The organism is Belliella kenyensis (assembly GCF_022549675.1).
In the GTDB taxonomy this organism is placed as follows: Bacteria; Bacteroidota; Bacteroidia; order Cytophagales; family Cyclobacteriaceae; genus Belliella; species Belliella kenyensis.
In genome coordinates, this window is record NZ_JAKZGR010000004.1 from 78024 (window position 1) to 103032 (window position 25009).

Annotated in this window: 25 protein-coding genes; 11 read left to right on the top strand and 14 right to left on the bottom strand. The window is 37.5% G+C overall.

The features are described from left to right. Positions 1–6 precede the first annotated feature (6 nt). Positions 7–1449, top strand: a complete 1443-nt coding sequence (locus MM214_RS05330; protein WP_241292859.1) for a sodium:solute symporter — start codon at positions 7–9, stop codon at positions 1447–1449. Here the strand turns inward: MM214_RS05330 and MM214_RS05335 are convergent, their stop codons facing one another. Both MM214_RS05335 and MM214_RS05340 read right to left on the bottom strand, forming a co-directional pair. Further along, positions 1450–1815: a helix-turn-helix domain-containing protein gene (locus tag MM214_RS05335; RefSeq protein WP_241292861.1), complete on the bottom strand. Its 366-nt coding sequence runs from the start codon at positions 1813–1815 to the stop codon at positions 1450–1452. Between the two features lie 121 nt (positions 1816–1936). Beyond that, positions 1937–2272, bottom strand: coding sequence for an MGMT family protein (locus tag MM214_RS05340; RefSeq protein WP_241292863.1), 336 nt, complete (start codon positions 2270–2272; stop codon positions 1937–1939). 83 nt (positions 2273–2355) lie between these two features. On the opposite strand from MM214_RS05340, the gene MM214_RS05345 reads away from it, so the two are divergent. From MM214_RS05345 to MM214_RS05355, 3 genes are read left to right on the top strand one after another with little or no spacing between them, the layout of a single operon-like run. Continuing rightward, positions 2356–3033, top strand: coding sequence for an SDR family NAD(P)-dependent oxidoreductase (locus MM214_RS05345; protein WP_241292865.1), 678 nt, complete (start codon positions 2356–2358; stop codon positions 3031–3033). A 13-nt stretch (positions 3034–3046) separates the two neighbouring features. Next, a complete protein-coding gene (locus MM214_RS05350; RefSeq protein ID WP_241292867.1) occupies positions 3047–3733 on the top strand; it encodes a head GIN domain-containing protein in 687 nt (228 codons plus the stop codon). After that, the gene (locus MM214_RS05355) at positions 3730–4185 is read left to right on the top strand and encodes a nuclear transport factor 2 family protein (RefSeq protein ID WP_241292869.1); all 456 of its coding nucleotides are present in this window, start codon (positions 3730–3732) and stop codon (positions 4183–4185) included. The genes MM214_RS05350 and MM214_RS05355 overlap by 4 nt, the downstream gene beginning before the upstream one ends. A gap of 68 nt (positions 4186–4253) precedes the next feature. On the opposite strand, the gene MM214_RS05360 is transcribed toward MM214_RS05355, so the two are convergent. After that, on the bottom strand, positions 4254–4673 hold the full coding sequence (locus MM214_RS05360) for an META domain-containing protein (protein WP_241292871.1): 420 nt from the start codon (positions 4671–4673) through the stop codon (positions 4254–4256). Positions 4674–5426: 753 nt separating this feature from the next. Here MM214_RS05360 and thrA point away from each other — a divergent pair. From thrA to thrC, 3 genes are read left to right on the top strand one after another with little or no spacing between them, the layout of a single operon-like run. After that, a complete protein-coding gene (thrA, locus tag MM214_RS05365) occupies positions 5427–7883 on the top strand; it encodes a bifunctional aspartate kinase/homoserine dehydrogenase I (protein WP_241292877.1) in 2457 nt (818 codons plus the stop codon). After that, positions 7880–8809: a homoserine kinase gene (locus MM214_RS05370; protein ID WP_241292879.1), complete on the top strand. Its 930-nt coding sequence runs from the start codon at positions 7880–7882 to the stop codon at positions 8807–8809. The genes thrA and MM214_RS05370 overlap by 4 nt, the downstream gene beginning before the upstream one ends. Positions 8810–8833: 24 nt before the next feature. Then, complete coding sequence (thrC, locus tag MM214_RS05375; RefSeq protein ID WP_241292881.1) at positions 8834–10132, top strand: threonine synthase; 1299 nt, start codon at positions 8834–8836, stop codon at positions 10130–10132. A gap of 123 nt (positions 10133–10255) precedes the next feature. On the opposite strand, the gene MM214_RS05380 is transcribed toward thrC, so the two are convergent. The 5 genes from MM214_RS05380 to MM214_RS05400 form a co-directional block, all read right to left on the bottom strand. Further along, complete coding sequence (locus MM214_RS05380) at positions 10256–10582, bottom strand: helix-turn-helix domain-containing protein (protein WP_241292883.1); 327 nt, start codon at positions 10580–10582, stop codon at positions 10256–10258. A 4-nt stretch (positions 10583–10586) separates the two neighbouring features. Continuing rightward, on the bottom strand, positions 10587–10928 hold the full coding sequence (locus MM214_RS05385; protein WP_262916587.1) for a type II toxin-antitoxin system RelE/ParE family toxin: 342 nt from the start codon (positions 10926–10928) through the stop codon (positions 10587–10589). Positions 10929–11041: 113 nt separating this feature from the next. Next, complete coding sequence (locus tag MM214_RS05390) at positions 11042–12364, bottom strand: PepSY-associated TM helix domain-containing protein (RefSeq protein WP_241292887.1); 1323 nt, start codon at positions 12362–12364, stop codon at positions 11042–11044. A 141-nt stretch (positions 12365–12505) separates the two neighbouring features. Further along, on the bottom strand, positions 12506–14014 hold the full coding sequence (locus MM214_RS05395; protein ID WP_241292888.1) for a SusD/RagB family nutrient-binding outer membrane lipoprotein: 1509 nt from the start codon (positions 14012–14014) through the stop codon (positions 12506–12508). A gap of 111 nt (positions 14015–14125) precedes the next feature. Continuing rightward, entirely contained in the window at positions 14126–17218 is a 3093-nt protein-coding gene (locus MM214_RS05400) for a SusC/RagA family TonB-linked outer membrane protein (protein ID WP_241292890.1), read from the bottom strand. A gap of 148 nt (positions 17219–17366) precedes the next feature. Here MM214_RS05400 and MM214_RS05405 point away from each other — a divergent pair, with 148 nt between their 5' ends. Continuing rightward, positions 17367–18314 carry a helix-turn-helix transcriptional regulator gene (locus MM214_RS05405; RefSeq protein ID WP_241292892.1) on the top strand — a complete coding sequence of 316 codons (948 nt, stop codon included), beginning with the start codon at positions 17367–17369 and terminating at the stop codon, positions 18312–18314. A gap of 146 nt (positions 18315–18460) precedes the next feature. Here the strand turns inward: MM214_RS05405 and MM214_RS05410 are convergent, their stop codons facing one another. Further along, positions 18461–19513 (bottom strand): DUF4221 family protein, encoded by a 1053-nt coding sequence (locus MM214_RS05410; RefSeq protein WP_241292896.1) that lies wholly within the window; start codon positions 19511–19513, stop codon positions 18461–18463. Between the two features lie 345 nt (positions 19514–19858). On the opposite strand from MM214_RS05410, the gene MM214_RS05415 reads away from it, so the two are divergent. From MM214_RS05415 to MM214_RS19120, 3 genes are all read left to right on the top strand, one after another. After that, positions 19859–20896, top strand: coding sequence for a BF3164 family lipoprotein (locus tag MM214_RS05415; protein ID WP_241292898.1), 1038 nt, complete (start codon positions 19859–19861; stop codon positions 20894–20896). 658 nt (positions 20897–21554) lie between these two features. Then, a complete protein-coding gene (locus MM214_RS05420; protein ID WP_241292900.1) occupies positions 21555–21806 on the top strand; it encodes a hypothetical protein in 252 nt (83 codons plus the stop codon). Next, entirely contained in the window at positions 21803–22087 is a 285-nt protein-coding gene (locus MM214_RS19120; protein ID WP_353959774.1) for a type II toxin-antitoxin system YafQ family toxin, read from the top strand. Before MM214_RS05420 ends, MM214_RS19120 begins: the two co-directional genes overlap by 4 nt. Positions 22088–22544: 457 nt before the next feature. Here MM214_RS19120 and MM214_RS05425 read toward each other — a convergent pair whose 3' ends face one another. The 5 genes from MM214_RS05425 to MM214_RS05445 form a co-directional block, all read right to left on the bottom strand. Further along, a complete protein-coding gene (locus tag MM214_RS05425) occupies positions 22545–22739 on the bottom strand; it encodes a hypothetical protein (protein ID WP_241292902.1) in 195 nt (64 codons plus the stop codon). 65 nt (positions 22740–22804) lie between these two features. Continuing rightward, positions 22805–23434, bottom strand: coding sequence for a CPBP family glutamic-type intramembrane protease (locus MM214_RS05430; RefSeq protein WP_241292912.1), 630 nt, complete (start codon positions 23432–23434; stop codon positions 22805–22807). Between the two features lie 40 nt (positions 23435–23474). Beyond that, positions 23475–24101, bottom strand: a complete 627-nt coding sequence (locus MM214_RS05435) for a CPBP family glutamic-type intramembrane protease (protein ID WP_241292914.1) — start codon at positions 24099–24101, stop codon at positions 23475–23477. Positions 24102–24157: 56 nt separating this feature from the next. Beyond that, positions 24158–24337: a hypothetical protein gene (locus MM214_RS05440; RefSeq protein WP_241292916.1), complete on the bottom strand. Its 180-nt coding sequence runs from the start codon at positions 24335–24337 to the stop codon at positions 24158–24160. Between the two features lie 287 nt (positions 24338–24624). Next, the gene (locus tag MM214_RS05445) at positions 24625–24960 is read right to left on the bottom strand and encodes a DNA-binding protein (protein WP_241292917.1); all 336 of its coding nucleotides are present in this window, start codon (positions 24958–24960) and stop codon (positions 24625–24627) included. Positions 24961–25009: the final 49 nt, after the last annotated feature.

Genomic DNA, 25009 nt, shown 5'->3' on the forward strand with positions numbered 1-25009 from the left:
CCAATTATGGATTCAAATTTAGCCCTTATCAGTATAATATCATACTTTGCCTTATTGTTTTTGATTTCTTATCTGACAAGTCGCAAAGTAACATCCGACACCTTTTTCACAGGTGATAGGCAGTCCCCTTGGTTTTTGGTTGCTTTTGGAATGATAGGGGCGTCCCTATCTGGAGTTACTTTCATCTCGGTACCTGGAGAAGTTGGTAATAGCAACTTTTATTACTTTCAAGTAGTAATGGGCTATACCCTTGGGTATTTTGTGATTGCCAAAGTCTTACTTCCTTTGTATTACAAGTTAAATTTAGTCTCTATATATAGTTTTCTTCAGCAAAGGTTTGGGTTTTGGTCATACAAAACAGGCGCTTTCTTTTTTATCTTATCGAGGACACTTGGATCTTCTATCAGGGTTTTTCTAGTCGCAGGTGTGCTACAACTTATCCTTTTTGATCATTGGGGTATTCCTTTCTGGGTTTCTGTTTTGATTACCGTCGGATTGATTTGGCTATACACCTATAGAGGTGGTATCAAAACTGTCGTGTGGACCGACACCTTGCAAACACTTTTTATGCTGTTAGCTGTTTTGAGTAGTATTTATTTAATAGGCAAAGATTTAGGAATAATACGGATTGGTGATTTTTTGAGCACAGTAGCAAATGATTCTAGGTCTGAAATTTTCAACTGGGATTGGAGATCTGGACAAAACTTTTTTAAACAATTTATATCTGGTGCATTTATCACCATTGTAATGACTGGCTTGGATCAAGATATGATGCAAAAAAACCTAACGTGTAGAAGTTTAGGTGATGCACAGAAGAATATGTTTTGGTTTACCATCATTTTGGTGATTGTCAACCTGTTATTCTTATCACTTGGAGTGCTACTCTATCTATATGCAGAAACTAATGGTGTATCTATCCCTACTAAATCTGACGATCTTTATCCATTTCTAGCCACCACGGAATTTACTGCGATAGTAGGAATAATTTTCGTCTTAGGCATCACCGCAGCAGCCTATTCAAGTGCGGACTCCACGCTTACAGCCTTGACTACATCATTTTGTTTTGATTTCTTAGAAATAGAAAAAAACTATTCGAAAGAGAAACAAGTCCAGGTACGAAAAGCTGTCCACCTTGCATTTACAGGATTGATGTTTTTGGTAATTTTGATGTTCAAATGGATCAATGACCAAAGCATCATCAATGCAGTATTCATTATAGCTGGATACACGTATGGTCCGCTACTAGGGCTATTTGCATTTGGTTTGTTCACCAAATTTAATGTTAAAGATAAATTGGTGCCGTACCTGGCTATTGCTGCTCCTCTGATTACTTTCTTAATCAGTAAAAACTCAGAAAAATTGCTTGCCGGCTATAAATTCGGATTCGAAGCATTAATTCTGAATGGACTCTTGATGTTTATGGGTCTATACCTGATTAGGAAGCGATGATTAAATTTCTTGCTTAGAAAGCAATTCATTAATCCTTTTCAACCTTTGGATGTTAGCATCCAGTGTGCTGTTTGATCCATCAAGGTCTACAAGAATAGATATCATTCCTTTTACCTTTTTACCTGATTCAGCTGTTGCTGTCACAGAAGGTGAAACAGATATTAATTCTTGGACATCTACATCATAAAGAGTTGCTAGTTTGATAGCATCTTCCATTTTTAGGTTAGATCTACCTTGCTCGTACCTAGAGTATGCAGTATAATCTCTTTTGCCAAGATATTCTGCGATATACTCTTGTGTGTAACCCCTGAGCACTCTGTGCTTTCTGAGGTTCTCCGCAATGTGACTTTTCAATTCTGTATCCATACTTTTTTAATCTATTTGTAGGTGTTAATACAAAAAGCATACACAATTAGAAAATTTAATTAATTATTGTTGAATTTTGTTTTATTTAGTCAAAAAAATCCTTACAAAAAGATTAATTCACCTATAATAAGGCTCTACTGGGATCCCAAAATAAATGATCAAAATCAAGAACTTGATCATTTTCTATAGTAACCCCCTCATTTTCAAGCAAATTTTGCATCATTTCTGGTGAAGAAAAATGATGCTTTCCAGTGAGCACGCCTTGTCTATTTACCACTCTATGCGCTGGTACCTCGGGCAATCCATGCGCTGCATTCATGGCATAGCCTACCATTCGAGCACCACTTTTTAAGCCCAAATAATTAGCTATTGCACCATAAGTACATACTCTTCCTGTTGGGATCAATTTGACCACCTCATACACCAAATCAAAATAATTTTCACTACTACGCTTCATGCCTTTTAAATTGAATTTCAATGAAATTTAGGCTTTGGACAAATTTAAGCTTAATTTTAGTGGAGAAAAAATTAAAAATAGACATGGAAAGAAATATAATTATCACAGGCGCAGCAGGAAATCTCGGAAAGGCAGTTGTAGAGAAATTCAAAAGGGAAGGTTACAATATAATAGCAACCATAGAGCCTGAGTCAGGAGATGAAGTGGATGGAGCGGATGATCTATATGAAGTAAATGTCACTGATGATCAGGCTGCTCATGATTTTGCCAAAGAGTATCAAATGCAATATGGTGATGTAGATGCAGTAATCTTACTAGTAGGAGGATTCTCCATGGGAACAATTGAAGACACCAATTCTGAAGACATCCAGAAAATGATCAAATTAAATTTTTCTTCTGCTTATAATATGGTAAAAAACTTCCTACCTATGATGAAGAAGAATAATCATGGTAGTTTTTTATTTGTAGGAGCTAGACCTGCACTTCAGCCTGAAGATGGAAAAGAAGTTGTGGCATACGCTTTGAGTAAAAGTCTTGTGGTCAGCTTAGCAGATTTGGTAGCAGAAGAAACCAAAGCTTTGAAGATTCGGTCGCATATATTTGTACCAAGCGTAATCGATACCCCTCAGAACAGAGAATCTATGCCAGATGCAGACTTCTCGCTGTGGGTTCATCCAGATGAAATCGCCGAAGCTATGCACTATGCGCTCAATAATCCAGACCTAAGAAACATGACCTTTAAACTGTATGGTGGGATTTAATTTAAAACAAACTATGAAAAAAGTAACCAACGTTATTGCCCTTCTGATCCTCCTTATCGGACAGCAGGTATTTGCCCAAACTCAAAAAGAAACGAGAGATTTGAGGAACTTCTCAAGTTTAAAAGTGAATAGTGCAATTGAAGCGGAATTGGTCAAAGGCGAGAAAAATTCGATCGCTATCGTGGCCTCTGGAGTAGACCTTGACAAAGTAGAGACCAATGTATCAGACGGAACACTTGAGGTCAAGTTAGGAAGAGGTAATTTCAGATCAAGCTCCGTGAAAGTAACCATTACCTATGTGGACATTGATGAGATTCAAGCAAGTAGCAGCTCTAAAGTTTTTGTAAACAGCACACTAGAGGCCGACAATGTATATCTTTTTGCAGCTTCCAATGCCTACATTGAAGCCACAGTGAACACAAGCAACCTATTTATAGAGGGAAATACAAATGCCAAGCTTGCAGTAGACGGAAATGCAAAAAATCTTGAACTTAAACTATATACAAAAGCTGAGCTCGATGGTAAAAAACTGACCATAGGAGCTGCGGAAGTAACTGCAAACACCGCGGCAAAAGGTGAGTTCAAAGTCACTGAATCAATCAAAGGTTCTGCTGCTACAGCTGCCGTCATCAACTACACTGGAGATCCTAAGCTGATAGATGTAAAAACTAATACTGGTGGTGACATCAAAAAGAAATGAAAAAATTATTCTTAATACTTTTGACTCTAAGTCTTGGAACCTTAGGTATCAATGCCCAAACTGATGATGAAGCTATTAAAGCGACCATTAGCTCACTTTTTGAAGGAATGAAAACCAAAGATCAAGCTTTGATTGAGTCGGCATTTCATCCCCAAGCAGTGATGCATACTGCATCACAAAATGAGTCAGGTACCATGCTTGGTAGCAATTCAGTAAATGATTTCATCAATAGAATAGCCACTACACCAGTAGAAACCATCATAGATGAGCGAATTCTTCAATATGAAATCAACATAGATGATAAAATCGCACAAGCATGGACACCTTATGAGTTTTACGTAAATGATAATTTCAGTCACTGTGGAGTGAATGCCTTCTCATTGATAAAGACATCCGAAGGCTGGAAGATCACCTATGTGATAGATACGAGACGAAAAGAAAACTGCAAATAAAAAATCCTCCTAAACTGCTGTATTAAGGTTTAGGAGGATTTTCTTTTTAAATTCTATAATTTTTATACCTATTGCTGCGGCACAAAGCTCATCAATTCTTTGGCTCCATCCAGAAGCGTTAGTTTATTTTTGGCTACCTTAACATTCTTCGCCTGATTCAATAGGGAGAGGAACTGATCTTCACCTCCACCTTGACATGCTTTTTTCGTCATTGCGCCAGGATCTAAGCTCAAGGATGTTCCATCTAGTTGAAAATTTCCATTAAAGTTATTACAACCTGCAAATCCAGCTAATTTTCCACCATCCATAAAGTTTAAAAATGGAATCCCTGAGGTAAATTTACTTGCATCTAACCCTCCTCCCAAAATAGAAGATAGCACCCAGTTATTCCCCGTCAATAAACTCAATGGATTGAAGTTGTTGATAGAACTGCATGAAGAGAAACTCAAAAACACGAGTAGAAACAAAGCATTTGCTAATTTTTTCATAAAATATTAGTTTAAAATGTATTTAATTAAGGTCTGAAATTAAAAAAATATACGGATTAATCTAAATGCTAAAAACTTTTTTAAGCATAAACGCACAGACAGCAGTAGGCAAGCCAATCAAAATGTTCTTTGGATTTTGAAAAAAGTAAGTTACTAGTAATTTTCCGTATATGCCTATTCGTATAATCTTTTCCAAATTTCAAAAAACTAAACTTACAGCATGATATAAACAACTTCATATTAATTGGAAAAACGACTAGCAAAAAAGCATTTGATCGCCAAGATAATTTTATAAATTACTAAAAGGAGATGGATATGGGTATAATTTGTTTTTTTTAAAACTTACAAGCTAAAAATGGAATTAAATCAATATTTACAGGAGACAAACAGAATTATCAATTGTAATTAGTTTAGATTTTTAAATAAAAACCACATCAAATATTATCATTATACCAATTTACATGGTCAAACCTTATAAATTCTGCAATAAAATTTTTTGAGTTTTGAAAAATTGTAATTAGAATTGTAAATCAATTACAAATCATGCAAAGGACACAGTCACATTCTTTCAATCAGAAAGCTCCTATCGTAAGGAAAGGGGAGTGCATTTTTATAAGCATGACTACCACTACAACATTCACTACCATCACGGGGTAATCCCGTGCTGACTATCTCATATTGCCCCATTAAAAGTGGTTTGTCTTACTCAAACCCGATAATCGCTATATTCAAATCAGGAAGAATCATATTTTTATGAAAATATTAAAATTTGGAGGCTCATCGGTAGCCAATCAAGAAAACATCAAAAAAGTCTTTGAAATTATCAAAGAGGCGAAATCTCATTCAGACATTGCCATCGTATTTTCTGCCTTTGGTGGCGTGACGGAAGTACTCCTCAATAGTGCATCCAATGCCAAGCATGGAGACAAATCTTTTGTAGAAGCTATCAAAAAACTAGAAGACAGACATATTGAAATAGTTCGTCAACTTATTCCAATAAGTCTACAATCTCCCGTTCTGACCTTTGTCAAAGTCAGGTTCAACGAACTAGAGGATCTCTTCCATGGTATCTACTTGATCAAAGAATGCTCTCCAAGGACACTAGACTATGTAGCAAGTTTTGGAGAAAGACTTTCTGCATTCATATTAGCTGAGGCACTTAAAGCAAGTGGTTTTGATGCCAAATACCTTGATGCTAGAGAAATCATCAGGACAAACGACCGATTTGGGAACGCCAAAGTAGATTTTTCAATAACAAATGATCTGATCCAAGACTATTTTCATCAACATCAAGGCATGCAAGTGATCACAGGTTTTGTGTCCTCCACAGCCAAAGGAGAGACTACCACGCTAGGCCGAAGTGGTTCTGACTATACAGCGGCGATTGTTGCTTCGGCACTGAATGCCGACAGCTTGGAGATTTGGACAGATGTGTCTGGTGTATTGACATCAGATCCAAGGCTGGTATATTCTGCTTTTACTATTCCGCAGCTAAGCTACTATGAAGCGATGGAGCTTTCTCACTTTGGAGCCAAAGTGATATTCCCATCCACCATGCAGCCGGCGATGAAGAAAGGTATTCCAATATTCATCAAAAACACCTTCGAACCTAGCAATGCGGGCACTTTGATCAATGGTGATGCCCCATCAGGCAAACTGATTAAAGGTATCTCTTCCATGTCTGACATTTCATTGCTAAACATCCAAGGGGCAGGTATCCTTGACGTGATCGATGTAAATAGAAGGATATTTGGAGCCTTATCAAGTGCCAATGTCAATGTGATCTTGATATCTCAAGCATCCTCAGAGCAAATCACATGCTTAGCAATCAAAACAGCCGATGTATCTGCTGCAAAAGAGTCCGTGGAGCGGGAGTTTTTTCATGAAATCAGAAATGGTGAAATCGATGTAGTACATGTGATCTCAGATCTAGCTGTAGTCGCTGTAGTAGGGGAAAATATGAAGCAAAACCCAGGTGCTAGTGGAAGGATGTTCCAAGCTTTGGGTCAAAACAATGTCAATGTCTACGCCATAGCTCAGGGTAGTTCGGAGCTAAATATCTCTGCTGTAGTTTCTAAGGCTGATTTGCAGAAAGCCTTGAATGCGCTTCACGAAGCATTTTTCCTATCAGATAATAAAGTGCTTCACGTATTCTTGGTGGGTGTAGGACTGATAGGCCAAGCCTTGATCAAAATGATCGCCAATCAACAATTCAAACTCCAAAAGGAAAACTTACTAGACATTCAAATACATGGTATAGCAAATTCAAGATATATGGCATTTCATGAGGATGGATTTGATTTGAAAAATTGTCCTCTACCAGAAGATGCACCAAAAGCCTCACAGATGGATTTGGAAAAATTCATTGCTCAGATGGAGTCTATGAACTTCTCCAATTCTGTATTCGTAGATTGTACAGCTAGCCAAGATGTAGCCGATTTCTATGAAAGAATTCTAGAAGCCAAGGTCGGCATCGTCACACCAAATAAAAAAGCGAACTCTGGATCTTTGGAAAAGTACAAAAATCTTAAAAAACTCGCTGGAAAACGTGGTGTGAAATTCCTATATGAGACCAATGTAGCTGCTGGTTTACCCGTGATCAATACCCTTCAAGATTTGATGCTGAGTGGCGATAAGGTGTTGAAAATTGAGGCAGTACTCAGTGGTTCTATGAATTATATTTTCAGTGAGTTGGAAAATGGAGCTCCTTTCTCTGAAGTAGTGAAAAAAGCAAAGGAATTAGGGTACACTGAGCCAGATCCAAGGGATGATTTGAGTGGAATGGATGTCGCGAGAAAAATACTGATTCTAGGGCGTGAAGCTGAGCAAGACTTACACTTTGAAGACATCAGCATACAGAGCATGGTTCCAGAGGACTGTGTTATAACGAAAGATGTCTCAGATTTTTTTGAAAAACTCAAAGGTCATGATGCAGCATTTTCTAAGCTACTTACTGATGCGGCTGACAAAGGAGAGAAGTTGAGGTTCATGGCAACTTTAGAAAATGGAAAAGCCAAAGTGGGACTACAATCCTTGGCTCAAAGTCACCCATTCTCTACCCTGAGAGGCAGTGATAACATGATCCTGTTCACTACAGAACGCTATCATGATTTCCCAATGATCATCAGAGGACCTGGGGCAGGAGCAGATGTAACGGCTGCGGGCGTATTTGCAGATGTAATTAGAATCGGTAACTACTCAAGATCATGAAAAAATCCATCAGGGCTTTTGCACCGGCTACTGTAGCTAATGTATCGTGTGGATTTGATATCCTAGGATTTGCTATCGATGAGCTAGGTGACCAAGTGGAAGTCACACTAAGTGATGAGCCTGGCCTTCGGGTAGTATTGATAGAGGGTGATGGTGGAAGGCTTCCTTATGAAGCTGAAAAAAACACCTGTACAGTTGCCATACAAGCTATGCTAGATCAGCATGGCTTTGATGGAGGGATGGAAATATCTCTTTACAAAGGGCTTCCACTTGGCTCAGGCATGGGATCCTCAGCTGCAAGTGCAGCTGCTGCTTTGATTGCCGCAAATGCTTTACTTGGTGAACCTTATGATAAAAAAGAATTGGTAAACTTTGCCGTAGAGGCAGAAAGGATAGCTTGTGGAGCTGCTCATGCTGACAATGTTGCGCCTTCTCTATTGGGCGGATTTGTCTTGATTAGAGATTACCATCCACTAGATGTTATCAAATTACCAGTTCCAAAAGGTTTATTCTGCACTTTACTACACCCTCATTTGGAGTTAAACACATCGGATTCAAGGTCTGTTTTGAAAAAACAATTATCGCTAAAAGACGCCACGATACAATCTGGGAATATAGCTGGCCTGATTTCTGGTCTATATCAATCTGATTTTAACTTGATAAGCAGGTCTCTTAAAGATGTCATCGCAGAACCAACACGTGCACTACTGATACCAGGATTTTACGAGCTAAGGCTAGCCATCCAACGTATTGGCGCATTGGGCTCTGGAATATCAGGATCCGGGCCTACGATCTTTGTACTCTCACCATCTAGAAAAGTAGCAGAAGAGGTTGCTACCGTAGGTCAAGAAGTATTTGCACAGATTGGACTTGAAGTAGATGCCTTTATATCCGAAGTGAATGATAAAGGTGCATATGTAATCTAATGAAAATGCTTGAAAACAAAGAACATGAACTTCTACAGTACAAATAATCCAGAACACCAAGTATCACTAAAAGAAGCTGTGATCAAGGGGCTAGCACCAGATCAGGGTCTATATATGCCAGTTGCTATACCAATGCTTTCTCCAAGTATCATTGACAATCTCCACAAGATGAGCTTTCAGGAGATAGGCTATGAAGTCCTAGGTGCACTATTTGAAGATCAACTTGAGCCTGATCAGATCAAAACATTAGTGGATCATACCTTGGTATTTGATGCCCCACTTGTGGCATTGGAAGAAGGTGTCTATAGTTTGGAGCTTTTTCATGGACCTACATTGGCGTTCAAAGACTTCGGTGCAAGATTCTGCTCTAAGCTTATGTCTATCCTGATGGAAGACGAAAGTCAGCAAGTCAAAGTGTTGGTAGCTACATCTGGTGACACAGGAAGTGCTGTAGCCAATGGATTTTATAAAGTACCTGGCGTGGAGGTAATCATCCTCTACCCAAAAGGGAAAGTAAGTGACTTACAAGAGAAGCAATTCACCACCTTAGGTGAAAACATCACGGCATTAGAAATCGATGGAGTATTTGATGATTGCCAAAAACTAGTCAAAGAAGCATTTCTTGATGAAGAGTTGAACAGCAAGTTGATCTTGACGTCGGCCAATTCGATCAATGTCGCTAGGTGGATTCCACAATGTCTTTACTATTTTTACGCTTATTCCAAATTGGAAAAAACAGGTAAAAAATTGGCTATATCTGTTCCAAGTGGGAATTTCGGGAACTTAGGTGCCGGAATATTAGCAGAAAGAATGGGGCTTCCTATTGATACATTTATTGCCTCTACCAATGTCAATCGTGTGGTTCCAGCCTTTCTAGAAGGTGGAAGATTTGAGTCACAAGCATCGATCCCGACTATCAGCAATAGCATGGACGTGGGAAACCCAAGCAATTTCTACAGGTTGCTTGCATTGTACGACAATGATGAAAGTCTATTTAGAGAAAAAGTAAAGGGTTTCTACTTTGATGATCATCACACCAGAGATGCCATGATCACAGTGTATCATCAAAGCAAATACATAATGGATCCTCATGGTGCTGTTGGCTACCTTGGCTTGAGAAATTTCCGAAAGCAATTTCCAGATGAATATGTAGGTATATTTTTGGAAACAGCTCACCCAGGGAAATTCAGAGAAACAGTGGAACATGCTTTGAATCTAACAATAGAACTACCTGAAAGACTAGCGGCTTTCTTGGACGGTGAAAAACAAGCACTGCCTATGGAAAATGATTTTGAAGCATTCAAATCATACTTATTAAAGTAACCAATACCAAGACACTCTACTATGGCTATTGTAGAGTGTCTTGGTTATCTTAAGCACATGCTTAATTTAAGCGAATATTTTTCAACACATTGACTAAAAAATAATATATCTCTTTTTCTTTTATCAAAATAGCTTAACAAAGTTTTCCTCTAGCTTTACATTAAAATTGACTTCAGCTTTTAATGCTCTAAAAACTTTTAAAATAGTATCAATGGTCGCACTATTAGCGCTGCTTTCAAGTTTAGAAATTTGAGACTTCTGAACTCCCACAAGTCTGCCAAGCTCTTCTTGGGTCAAATTCCTTTCCTGTCTTGCAGCCTTAATCATTTTCCCTAATACATCCATGCGAAGCTCATATTCATATTCGTCCCGTTCTAAAGTACCAACTTTACCGATATACTTATCTTTCATTTCGGCAAGTGAGTAGGTCTTAATTTCCTTGTGTGCCATATATTCACTTTTTGCTTTTGTTATTGAAATATTCGATTTTCAATCTTACAGCCCTTTTAATTTCATTTGCAGGAACTTTATCAACTTTTTTAATGAAACCATGAGTTGCAATAACCAAGGTCTTTTTTCTATCCGTTTTGTCCCAAAACGCTAATAGTCTAATTTGACTCCCTAGAAATTTTGTTCGAAACTCCCAAATATCATTCTGAAGTTTCTTAAATAGTTTTGGATCATTCGTTTGCTCAGCAACATCGATATTGTAAAAGATTTTCTTAATTACCTTCATATCTTGCTTTGAAATGAACTCATTAGCTTCTTCTAAAAATTTTGTTTCAAAAAATCTCATTTACAATAACGTATTTAACATGATAAAGCTATGAAAAGTTTCTAAATTTAGAAACATTTCATAGCTTTATTTTAAACTACTTGATTGAATATCAACCCCAAATGATTAATAAATCAACTCACACTTTCAGTCATTTTTGGAGTAGCACGCTTATTTAAGCTTGATTTCTTTTTACCCTTTTTCATCTTGTTGATCCAGATCAATGTACCTGTCACTGGTAGGCTTGTGGCAATCAAGCAAGCTATAAAGTAAAGTAACTTTGAAAATTGACCATACACATCACCTACGTGAAGTGCTTTGACAGATCTTGAGACACGTTCATTGAAAGGTTTGTCTCTGAAAATCTCTACTTCTTTGACCGCCTTAGACACTGGGTCGAGATTCACCCTGTCACCAGCTGCTGGAGCAAAGAATCCTACTCTAGACTTTTGAACAGAAATATCATCTCCCGCTTTTTGCGGAATATTGACCCTATAATTTCCTTGATATGGCAAAGTTTCATCAACCACAAGGAGCAACTCTTCTATAGATGCTGCAAAAGTATAGGGAATTTCTTCTGCTACTTCTCCATTCCTTTGCTGCTGTCCTCTCTCTCTTTCGCCACCATTTCCACCTCGGCCTCCACCATTTGGGGGACCTTGACCAGCGGGTCTTTCAGCTGGAGGAGCTTGGTAGGTACCTAATGTTTTTTGTAATCCTTCTCTGTACCAAGGGAAAGACCAAAATGGCCCAGTCACGCCCATCAAAAACAAAATAATAATAGCATAAAAAGCCAAGGTATTGTGAAGATCATGATTGGTACGTTTCCAGCTTTTCCCAAATTTCACTTTAAGACCCTGCCTCCAACTTTTGATACGCTGTGGAAACCATATCACCATACCAGTAATCACCCCTATGGTAAACAAGATGGTGGCTGCCCCAGAGATATAGCTCCCCAAAGTCCTATTGGGCAATTCTCCTATCAACGGCTCCTCAATTTTATCAAGAAGCAACCATCGATGCAAGCTAAACATATAGCCCATAAAATCAGCAGCTTTGTTCGGCTCAGCACTATTACCGAGAATCTCACCTGTGTAAGGATTGACAAAATAAGTAATACCAAACCTTCCTCCAGTATTCCCCTCTGGACGGACTGAGATCTGATAAGGCCTGTTTGACTTTTGCTCTAAAGTGATCCCAGTGATTGCTCCATTTGCCTCAGCTTTTACAGCAGCTATTGCTTCTTGGGCTGAGATCTTCTTCGCACCCTTTGGGACTTCTATGTGATAAAGGTGAGGTGCTCCCCACTCCCTGATCTCCGTATTGTACACATAAATGGTTCCTGTCAGACAAACCGCCAACAATACAATCCCAGATGCAAGACCTACCCACAAGTGGATATCGTTGAAAAATTTCCTGATTTTTGGCCATAAGCCTAATGCCTTTTTTTCTTTCATGGTCATCAATGTTTGAGGTATACTTTCTAAATATTGTTTTTTTCTTGGTCGCAAATCAGTCATTTAAACAAGTTAAACTGCATACGATCTGAGGACAAAATCCCCAAATCGCATGCAGTCATCTTTAAATGTGTTCTTATATTAAGGCATCCACCATACTTTATCTTGAAGCATTCGGTCAGAACCCTGAGCTTCTACTTGCTCGAGGTTAGTCCCACGCTCGGTTTCAGGATACATAAGTCTGAGGGGTCTTCCAGTTATGCCTGAGGCTGCCGTGGCAGGATAATTTGGCATGCCGAGCCTTCTGAAATCATTCCAAGCTTCTATGCTACTAATGCTGTTCAAAGCCAGCCACTTTTGTTCGATAATGCGTTCCAAAGGATTTTGCGCATCAGCCAAGGCTACAGCTGATTGAGCTAAATATCCCGAGAGACTTGCCTCAGGTACTTTTGTATAGTCAAAAGACCTCGCAATTGCCTGCTGATAAAGTTGACTAACATCCCCTGCTATCCAACCTCGATGTACGGCTTCTGCTTGAAGGAAAAGACTCTCAAAATCAGACAGAATTACACTCGACTGATTCCAATTGTGAAAAATCCCAGTTGCTTGATTGCTGTTTTCACGTGGTCCACGAAAAGCTGAAGTGGCATTTCTCTCAAAGATAGGATTACCTGCTTCGGAATTTCCAAAAATTACACCTCGATATGATCCTTCCACGGGTACATAAAGTCGCTCCAGCCTTGGGTCATTTTTGCTTTGATATTGCTCAAGGAGATAGATTGTCGGTCTGATACTTTGGTAGTTTGCAGTGGTATTGCCTTGTACATCTCTGTAATATGCTGCCCAAAAAGGATTCATTTTACCATTGGTATTCAGGTATCCTGGGTTGACAGCAGCAAGCTCACCAGCCATTAAGAATCCACTACCTTCTGTTATGATCTTTTGAATTTCTGCATTTACATATTGCGTTTCATTCTTTTCACTTTGTCTTATGAGTGCTCTCAATTTTAGGGTATTGCCAAATTTTGCCCAAAGTGATTTATTGCCTTGGAAGAGCACATCTCCATGATTAGAAGGAATGGTACCTGAGGCTTTGACATCCTCGATTCCCTCTGAAATCAAACTCACAGCTTTCTGATAGACCACTTGACCAGGTTCATACGCAGGATTGATCACTTCGCTACCTTTGGCAGCATCATCAAAAGGAATATTGTTATACATGTCTACCAACCTGAGGAACATCATCCCTTGCATGATTTTGGAAGTTCCTGCATAGAAAAGTTGACCTGTAGACTCTGCCTCATTTTGAATGAGTCGAAAGTAAAGGATATTGTTGTACCCATTTTCCCAAACAGGAATTCCCTCTCTCTGACTTCTGATATTTTGACCATTGTAAGTTTTTAGGTCAAAGAACTGATTGATACCTTCATTGTTGGTTCCCCAATAGCCTCCCCAGAATGCACCGATTTGATTGAGTTGAAGAACCTCTTGATTGGTAATAGACACCAAAGCTCCTGGCAACTTAGCACTCAAGGGCAGGTTATCGCCAATTGGGCTATTTGGATTACTATTCACATCCAAAAACTCATCGCAAGCCATAAAGCAAGAGGCGAGTAGGACAAAAAGCAGTTTTATATTAATTTTTTTCATCTGTATTTTTTATCTTTTCATTGGTCAGATGGAATCTTCGCAATACACTTATAATTAATTATGTCTGTTCAACTTGCTTGATTTCATCATGTTAAAATTGAAATTCTAGTCTTAGAATGAAGCATTTACGGTGAATCCAACTGTTCTCATTGGAGGAACCTGTCTGAAGCTATAGTAGCCGTCAGTATTGTTGTACAAGTATTCTGGATCTCCAATATTATTGCTCGAATGGGTGATTACAAATAGGTTGGTCGCCACTACTCCGACAGTTGCGGATCGCACTAGTTTTTGACCTTCAAGAAGCTTGTTTGGCAAAGTATAGCTCAGGTTCAGTTCTCTCAATTTGAAGAAGTCTGCCTTGGCTGCTGTATTACTTTGCACCGCACCTTGTCTCGTCCAAAATTCTTTACCACCACCAGATGTCAATATGTCTGTATTGTCCACATATACTCCAGGGGATGTTTCTATCACTGAATTAGGCCATACGAAAGCTTCTCTACCGTATGCAGCAGTGATCGGGTGAGTTCCAAACTCATACATCGGTGGTATGGTCTCAGAGTAGAACCAGCCTCCCATTCTCCCATCAAATTGAGCGATAAGGGAAAAACCCTTGTACTCCAATCTAGAGGTAACACCTAACATATAAGGAGGCACCATCGGTCCAAGCTTTACATTGTCAGGGGCGACTATAGGGTCACCTGTTTCGGCATCCACCACAACTCTTCCATCTGGAGCCCTTTGATAATCACTTACCCAAAGCATAGGAAACTGGTCCCCTACAAATGCATAAGACTGTCTAAAGTTCTGTCTAAAGTCTGCACCACCGTACAATTCTCTCACGACATTGTTGGTGTGGGTGAAATTGAAGCCCAAATTCCAATTCCAATCCATGGTCCTGATCACATCTCCACTTACTGTCAATTCTATGATGTTGTTGGTCATTCTACCTGAGTTGACAAGCATGGCATTGTAGCCTGTAGCTCTTGAAATATTGGCATTGGAAATCTGACCATCAGCATCTGAATAGACATAAGCACCTTCAAGGTACAAACGGTGGTTGAATAGTCCCATTTGAAATCCTACCTCATAAGAAGTTACAAATTCAGGCATAATATTCGGGTTTGGATTCGTCAGCCCAGGTAGGAACCCGATGTTGTTTCCGAAAGGAAAACCATTGCTTTGTGTATAGGCATTGTTCAACTGATAAGGTGTCAATGTCACATTCCCTGTTTTGTTCCAAGAAGTGTAGAGTTTTGCATAAGACAACTTTCTCATCTGTCTCAATGCTGGTATCGCATCCGAAGCTACAAAAGAAGCACTCACGCCAGGATAGAAATAAGACCTGTTTTCTCTACTCAAAGTAGATATCCAATCATTTCTACCCGTAAATGTCACGAACAAAAGGTCCTTGTATCCTGCCACATATTCACCATACACTGCTAGGGAGCGCTGCTCTGTGATTGCCGATCCTCCAGCTAGTTCCCCTTGTCTACTGCTTTGGTTGATGATATCAGTATATAGTAAGTTGGAAGCAGACACATTTTGTGTCTTCCTATAGTCCGTTCTGATATTCTGTCCAATCAGGAGCCTGTTGCTAAAGTCACCGAAATCTTTCTTCAAGCTAATGATCAAATCACTGTTCAATCTTCTATAGAAAATACTCTGATCATTCACTGACCCTGGGGTATTTCTAGTTCCTTCGGCTTCGTACTTATTTGTGAAGCTTCTGATTTCATCTGAAGAAGAATACATACCCACCCTGTACAACACATCCATCCATGGAGCAACATTATAGTTCAATTCAATCTTACCATTGAGGATCTGCTGATTACTTTGATCCCTGATATTATCGATCAAAAAGTATGGATTACGCAACCAGCTTCCATTTGGTATAAAATAGTTGTTCGGATTACCGGGTGAATTCAAATCCTCCCAATCCCTGATCATTCCATAATCAAAGTTGGCTGGCATTCTGTAAGAACCAATCCAAGGCCCATCAGGTGTGACATCTTTTCTATTGTTGATAAAATTGAAATTATAAGAAGTCTTCAACTTTTTAAAATCTCTCGATCCATTGAATCTAAGGTTTACCCTATCATTTTGATCTTTAGGAATGATACCAGATTGGGTTACATACTGAGCGGAAAGGAAATAAGTGCTTACATCATCACCACCTGAAAAGGATACGTCATTTTGAACATTGACCCCAGTCTGGAACAAATCAAGCCTATTGTCTCTTGCCGGAGCTGCATAAATCAACATTGGCTGTGTGCCGTCAGGGAGTGGAGAACCAAATGGTCTAGATGAGCCATCAAAAGCCGGTCCCCAAGATTCGAATGTGGTTGGGCTGTAGACACCATTGTTTCCTTGGCCATAAGTAGTCTGAGCTTCTGGTAGGAAATAGACATTTGAAAAAGTCGTCGTATTACTTATCCTTACTATTCCTTCACCTTTTCTCCCCTTTTTTGTCGTGATCATCAAGGCACCATTTACACCTTCAGATCCATAAAGAGCTGCTGCATTTGCTCCTTTCAGTACTGTAATACTTTCGATATCGTTGGGATTTAGTCTACTGATATTTGGAATCGGCACCCCATCTACTACATAGATCGGCTCATTTGGATTGCGTCCATCGATCCCAGAGCTACGCTGTAGAGATCGGTTACCTCTCAATACCACTTGAGCAGCTGGATCTACTTTGCTATCATACATGTTGATCCTCAATCCTGCCACCTTACTCGATAAGCCGAAAAGTGGATTGACCGTTTTGCCTTGGTTCAATTCATCTGCATCTACGATCTGTGCTGAGCTACCTAGCTCTTTGGCTGATCTGCTGAACCCAAGCGCCGCAGTGACTTGCACTTCTGATAGCTCTGTGAGGTTTTCTTTCAAGTAAATAGACACTTGCTGCTCATCTTCAGTCGCCTCGATCTCCTGCTCTACAAATCCTATGTACCTTACCAAAAGAATATCCCCGATCTCGGCATACATTCTAAATTTACCATCAGCATCAGCCACGGAAGTCGCTGCACTACCCTTGACCTGAATCGTAGCTCCAGGGAGGCTTTGTCTTGAATAACTATCAAATACTTGTCCATTGACATGTATTCGCTGCGCAAAGGTATGGGAGCTTATCAATAGCGTAGCAAGGGAAAGAAGGGTGATCAAGCTGCCTGCTTTTGATTTAAGTATAATTTTCTTCATCGATTTATTTAGATTTAGTCTAAAAAAGGATTAATTTTATGCCGCAAATATACGTGGAGGCCATTGACAAAGAGTGACTCTAAAAGGAATAAGAATGACGATAAAGGGAGAAACTAAGCCCAAACACTTTGGAGGTATTTTTGAAAAAATGATCTCAAAAGACCAGCAATCGGATGTGTTGTGGGATTTGACGATAGAAAATGGCTCAAATGTTAATTCATTGGTAGGGTCTGAAGTCAATGCTGTACGCTTGATAGAGTTTATATCTGACAAGATCTATTATTGTCATGCCAAAACCGAAGAAATTGGCACTAAGTCGGTGACTGTAAAACCAAGGAAGGATTGCTTACAAATTAATTTCTGCTTGGCTGGGAGTCTGACCTATGAGAATTCGAGCAGAGAAGTGATCTATCAAGCAAATGAAAATGAAGCCAACCTCCTCTACTACAATTGTGAGGAAGTATCGATTCAATCCTCCCTTCCATTTGAAGGGCTGATATTCAATATCCACCTAGGGCATATTGAGCATACTTTTCCAGATTTGTTTCAAAAAATCCAAGGGCTCATTGCCAACACCAAAAAGGCATCTGTTGGTGTTTTTTCGAAAAGACCTGTTCCATTATCACCTAGTTTGAGAGCGATGTTACAGGATTTTGTGTCAAGAAAGTATCAAGGCTGCTTTATGAAACATTATGTAGAGCTGAAAACTCTCGAATTTTTGATCGCCTTGATCGATGACTCAGAAAACATGGATCAAGCTCCCGCAATGAAATTATCTCCTGAAGATTTGCAAAAAATGGAGGAAGCTAAATCCATCCTATTGGATAGGATGAGTAATCCACCCTCTATCAAAGAGCTAGCACAGCTGGTGGGCACCAATGAGTTTGACTTGAAAAGAAAATTCAAGCAGGCTTTCGGAAATACTGTCTTTGGATATTTGCAAGCGCACAGAATGCAAGTAGCAAAGCAACTTCTTGAGCAAAGTGACAAACTCATATCAGAAATCGCCGAACACCTCGGTTACGTCCATGCAACTCACTTCACATCTGCATTCAAAAAAGCTTTTGGTATATTGCCAAAGGAGCTGCGAAAGTAGTGGTTTTGAGGATGATTAGTTTTTTGTAAGATCTGTGGGGACACAGACCAGATTGGGGTTTTGGTTGTTCTGTGGGGACACAGACTAAGGGGGTTGGAGTTTTGGTTGGTCTGTTGGGACACAGACCAAGGGGGGAGATTTTATCTTTATTTTCCTACCTCTTCAAAATCAATTCGCTTATAAACTAAGAAGTTTTCATCAAAATTATAATGATTTTGATTATTCACTGACACATACAGTCCCTCTTTACCTACGAAAATTTCATTTTGATCAGCCTCGTAATTTTTAAACAACGCTTCTCCAACATATTCAAAATTTGAGTCCAAAACTACGAGTTTGAAATCTGGTCTGCTTGAATACAATTCCAACAAGCTCATTGAATGTTGCTCTGGATCAATGCGAAGCTCAAGAATAACAATAAATCGCTCTCTGTATTTATCAAAAATAAAACCTTTAATTACCTCCGTGCCTAGCTCCTTCAAAATTCCCTCATTCCCAGCTGGTCTTCTTTTAAATCTCGCAAAACTGATATCACCAGGTATCTTAAGTTCTTTTACATCAATAATTTTATTTTTGGACTTTGAGAAAACATTCAATTTTAAGTCTCTTGAAAACAAGGTAATTATTGAGTCTCCCTTTGATACCAAGCTGAATTCTGGTGAGAATATACCTTGATCCCAAAATCCTTCTGGTAAAGCATAATCAAGCCATCTAATCTTAGAGCTATTTAAATCATATTCAAACAAATGCTGAAATTTTGAAATATCTTTGGGTGGCGTTTCCCAGTGTTGTGTAACAAAAGGATAAGCACCATAAATTTTTTGATTCTCAATTACCAAGGGACGGTAATTTTTTGAGGAAATTGATTGAATATACTGACTAGAACCATCAATCCTTACATCTCTTAATTTATTTCCAGCGAAGTCAAGTAAAGATATCTGTGCAGCGATAGAGGTTATAAAAATAGAGTCTTTACTTTGAACATGAAATCCATTTGTAACCCCTACTTTATTAATTCCATCAGCTGAAAGCTCTAAATGATGAATTTTGGTCTTTAAATCCAAATTATAAAAATTGATCCCAAATGGTGTCCTAGCCATAGTAGCTAAAAGATTTCCTGAGTCAGTCTCTATTAACTGAACACGATAATTGATTGGGTTAGTGATGCTATCCAGTTCAATTTTAATTATTTCCTCCACAGTATAATTTAACTGTTTTTGACCTTCATCTTTTGAAATAGTACATCCAAAAACTGAAAAAAGTAGGACAAAAATTAATATATTTGACTTAAAACTTTTTAGAATACTTTTCAAAACTTAGATATTTTATTTAGAGATAAAAAGATTTAATGGAACAACTTGGGATCAACCTATCTTTCACAACTAATATATATATTTAAAACAACAAAACTTAAGAGAAGTGTAAATTGTAAAAAAACAAGGCTACGTCAGCAAAGTGTTTCCATATGTATTGAATAAAATTTGCATAATGACTCAGTCTCTCTCGCAATAACCATTAGTTAATAGATACAATTTTAAACCGACATGAAGTATACTCTAGTCTTTTTGGTAATTTCTTCTTACCTATTTTCTTGTAACTCAGACATAGAAAAGGTTCTTGAAGTAGACTTAATCTCTACAAAGACTAACTATCCAAAAATTGTCAATCCAGATAAAATTAGGATAAATTCAGCATACCTATTTGTTTTAGAAAGTCCATCCATAGACAGCTCAAATCCTCCTATTCACCTGCTTGATCGCTCTAAATTGTCGTATATCAAATCAATTGGTTCGATAGGATTTGGTCCAGGTGAAGTCACAGATACATCAGAATTGTGGCTTGATGAAGGTTCTGACTCGTTTTTCGTTTATAGTGCCATAGACAAAAAGATCAGCAAATTCTCTGTCTTATCCGAACTATTCGCTGAGGATCAACTCAAGCAGAAAGGTGAATTTTTCAAAGCCTATTCATTATTACAATATACAGACGCTTCCTTTTTGGCTTTGACAGTAGATGCTTCTTCTAGGTTGGTTGAGTTTGACACCAAGGGTGACTCTATTGCTGGATATGGTGCTTTAGAGAATTTTTCCAAAAATAAGGCACTAGACAACTACAACCTATCTCAAATTAACATGGGCTGGTTGGGAACAAACCCATCTAAATCTCACTATGTGGTAGCCAATATGTTTACCAATAGAATTGACATACTTACAAGGAAAAGTGGTGATGTCAAATCAATCTATTTGAACCCAAAAGAACATACTGCTTTCGAACTTATATCAGAGCCCTCAGGTCTCTCTGCTCATTGGGATTTGTCAAGCCCCTATCATTTCAGAGATGTTGCGGTTACAAATACACATATTTTCGCATTGTATGGAGGCATCAGTGAAAACAAAATCAAATCTACTGGCGAGGTCGCAAAAACCGTTTATGTGTTTTCATTGGATGGTCAACTGATAGCCAAATTAAATCTAGACACCTCCATCAGAAGCCTCGCAGTCACCGAAGATTTAAAACAACTGTATGGAATAACTACAGACGCAGAGCCTGGGATTGCGTTGTTTGAAGTTCCAGCATTTTAGGTAGATTATCTTGAAGTGTGAGATAGTTTGAATTGGGCTGTGGGTACTTGAACTTGAAAGAATTGATTGGTCTGTGGGGACGCAGACCGGGAAAGAGGAGTAATTGGTAAGTGTTCTGTGGGGACACAGAACACGGGGAATGAGAACAATGGGTTATGGTTTGTCTGTGGGGACACAGACCAAGGAAGTGAGTTCATCAAACCATATCGCTCGTTCCTACAAGACTTCTTGGAATCATCACAATCTCCATGTAATCGATTTCAATCCATTACATGGATCTCGGTCGCTCCTACAGAGCTATTAGCAAATCCCCCTTCCAGTCAACATTCCTACTTTTCAGTACCAGCGGCCCGTCCGACCGGGCATCCGGGCAGGCACGACAAACATCTTAACGACGGGTTTCAACCCACGGAGAACTATAAAACTAGCGAATCGGCTAAAGTCCCGTAGGGATGGACGATGTTACAGGCTCAAACTTCATAAAAATATACCGCTGGGATGATTAAGATAGCATTGTACACCCCATGGAAATATTGCCCAGTTAATCCCGTAATTAAGCCTGATATAACTCAGAACCAAACCAATCAAAAACTCCATTGTTTAATGAACTGAAAAGCTTAAATTTATGTATTACAAATAATATATAAGTGATATCATTATGAATACAAAATCAGAAAGAAAATCAAGGTCAGTAAGAATCAAAACGACTTTAGATAAGCATTTAGAGGCATTGGCAAAAGAAGAAAATAGGAGTGTGAATAACCTGATCGAAACATTGCTGGCAAAAGCTTCTGGATTCAGAGAACCAAATGAAGAAACAAAAAAATCCATTGAAGAAGCCCAGAAAGAAAGAGCTAATCTGAAAGGGTATACAGATATGAACAAATTGTTCGAAGATCTAGCAAAATGAGCAGATATAAGGTTTACCCATCAAGTAAGTTCAAAAAAGATTACAAAAAATTTATGCATCGAAAAAAACACTTGGAAGCAATTCAGCGGACAATAATAGAATTATCTGATAACGGACATGAATCTATCCCCCAAAAGAAACGACCACACAAACTAATTGGAGATTATGTGAATTGTTGGGAATGTCACGCCTTGCCCGATTTACTGATTATTTGGGAACAAGATGATGATCTCATGGAAATTGTATTAGTCAGGGTCGGCTCCCATTCCGAGTTATTTTAAATCAATTTAATTGATCATTGCCCCTCACTCAATAAGCACTTTCTTAAGTTGTTCTTTTTAATGTTCTGAAATCTAAATAAATTTTCATTTTTCCCCAACCTTTCCTGGGCATCGGGCTTTCCCAAATCTCACTCTTGTAAATCAGGGGAGCGAGATAAATTAAAGCCTTTGCACTATGAGGAAAATTTTGCTTTGGAGGGATGGATTTTAGATTTGATTGGTCTGTGAGGACGCAGACCAAATAAGAAAATTGAAAAAAATTTCTCTTAGTTTTACCAATGAGTGGATTTTTGATTATTTCCACCATTAGTCGATTGCCTATAATTTTTTATTACAACCAACCCAATTTCTACAATAGGTTGATCTTTAGAAAAAACCTTCCAGATTTCATTCATTCGTTTCTAACAAACATTGTATATAAGTAAAATCTGGAAGGTTTGTGGTTTTAAGTTACAATTTAAACAAAAGAACATTCATTACATAACTCATTTGGTATTTGTGGTATAGAGTCTGGCCCTCCACTAAAGAAATCTCTAACTGAACAATACCATTCTTTCGCTTTGGCTCCCCACTCTCTTACCCCACCTCCAGAAATAGTTTTGATTTCTTCGAAAGTAAGTGTTTCCAAAAGATAATTGTTTGAATTTTCCATTTTTATTTCATTTAGAAGTTAAGTTTTTAATACATCACTAAATAAATGTATCAACGTCTAAATTTTTAGATTTCAATAAATTTCATAATAAAAATTAGCACTATCAACAAAATAAAATTCCAAATGGCATGAAACGAAAACGAGTAAAAAAGACCATACTTTATTCTAACATAACAGAGCAAAAGTCCTCCAACAAGTTGAGGAAAAACGGCAAGCAATATTTTCAACCCATCTAGAAAATTCAAAGATTCTAAATTATAGTTAAAAACATGTGCAACTGAAAAAAATAAAGATGAACCAAAAACCGCAATTTTTAGATTCATTTTAATATTACTGAAAGCAAAGAATAAATACAAAATATACAAAAGATACATGGAATAAAAAATAATTTTAGCCATGAAGCCTTCTTCTACAGCAAAAAAAATATTCACGCATGAAAAAAGTATAGGGAATATAAATGTCCCTCTTTTGTTCGATAAATAAAATCTAAAAAGAATTTCCTCGTATAATGGGAATAATATTGCCCCGCCAAATAAAATGATAAATATATCTTTTTTGAACAAGTTATAGTCAAAATCTTCATCTTCGAAATCTAAGGAGAACACTTCAATAAATACAATAAAAAAACATAATATTGAAATTTTAAATAATAATAATTTAAAATAATCATATTTACAAAACTTATCTCTTTCCAAAGAAGGGGATTTTAGAAAAGAAAAAAATCTACTTAAAGTATTAGGCATTAACCAGTATTAAATATTCTTCAATTATTAGTATAGAATTATATGCAATATGGTAAATAAGTGAGTATTTAAACCCATATTTGGTTGCTAAATAAAAAGCAATAATCCCCAACACAAATTGAGGCAGGATCAATGCAGGAATACAATAATAATAGTTAATCAGATCATTTACCTGATAATTTTCCAAATGAATTCCAGCAAACAATAAAGCATGAAAAATTAAAACTAGATTTTGAATTATCTTATTTTCACCAAAATACTTCCAAACCAAAACATGCCCCACAAAAAAACAAACTGTCAATGAAATTATAACATAATTACTCGAAGTTATTAATGAATAGGCTAGCAATATGACTGTAGATGTTAATACAAATTTAAAACTTCTATTTATCCATAATCTAAATGATATTTCCTCTATTGTAGGTATTAATATCCCAAAAAATAAAAATATGAAGAAAATGTCGTTTACAATGTCATTTTCATCAATTGAAACAGGGAAAAGCTCATCAATATCCACAATTTGACTAACAAAATACCCAGATAATCTATTAATTGCAAAATGTACTAAAAAGATAAAAATTAACAGTTTCAATTTTTTTGCCAGCTCCTTGTTTTTCATAAGTATTTAAAAACTGGAAACTTAAAATACTTTAAGTTTCCAGAAAATATAAATTATTATTGATCACACCCACATTCTACTGAATCCCAACCTTCTTTAAATTCACTATAGAGTTCATAAGCACCTATAACCTCTAGTCCTGTTCTTACATATTTAATTGCTTTTGTAAGCCAATGGCCTCCTTGAATATCAACTAATTCTTTTAAACTTAATTCTGTTAGATTTGACTTTACCATCTTTTTTTGTTTAAGAGTTATAAATTTAATTATTCCTATAAAATAGGCTAAGGTAAAATTATAGCTTAATAGTCTAAAATATTAGATTCTTTAAAGTTTTAACTTAAACACCTAAAACCACTCTTAATTGAAATTGCATTTTACTGAATCCTAGATTTCTTCAAAACATTAACTACAACATTAAAATACCCTTGCTTTTTAACTCACAGTTACTTCGCAAAAGTATAACAGTCTTGAGTTTGAATAAATGATTATAATCTTTCAAAATATGATAAATTAGAATTTGTTTAGTTTTTCTGAATATAGTAAAACACATAGTTGATTCCAAAAACATTAAATGGTTGGATTTTGCCAAATCCTCCATCCAAATTCTGTAATTCTTCATCAGTAACAATTTCCCATGAAAATTTAAAAGTAATTTCCCCACTTTTAAAACAAAATGATCTTACTTTTTTACAAAACCCAATCTCAACACCTTCATCTCTTAATTCTTCTAGTACTAAGTATAACTTAGCTCTACTCATCCCCAATCGCTGTGCAAATTGATCAGGACTCCCTGTACGCTGCTCCTTGACTAATTTTATCAGCAACTCTAATCTCTCAATTTTTCTTATTAATTCCATGGTATTGTTAGTTTAGGTATTGGTTAGAAAGGTTAATTGTTAAGCGTTA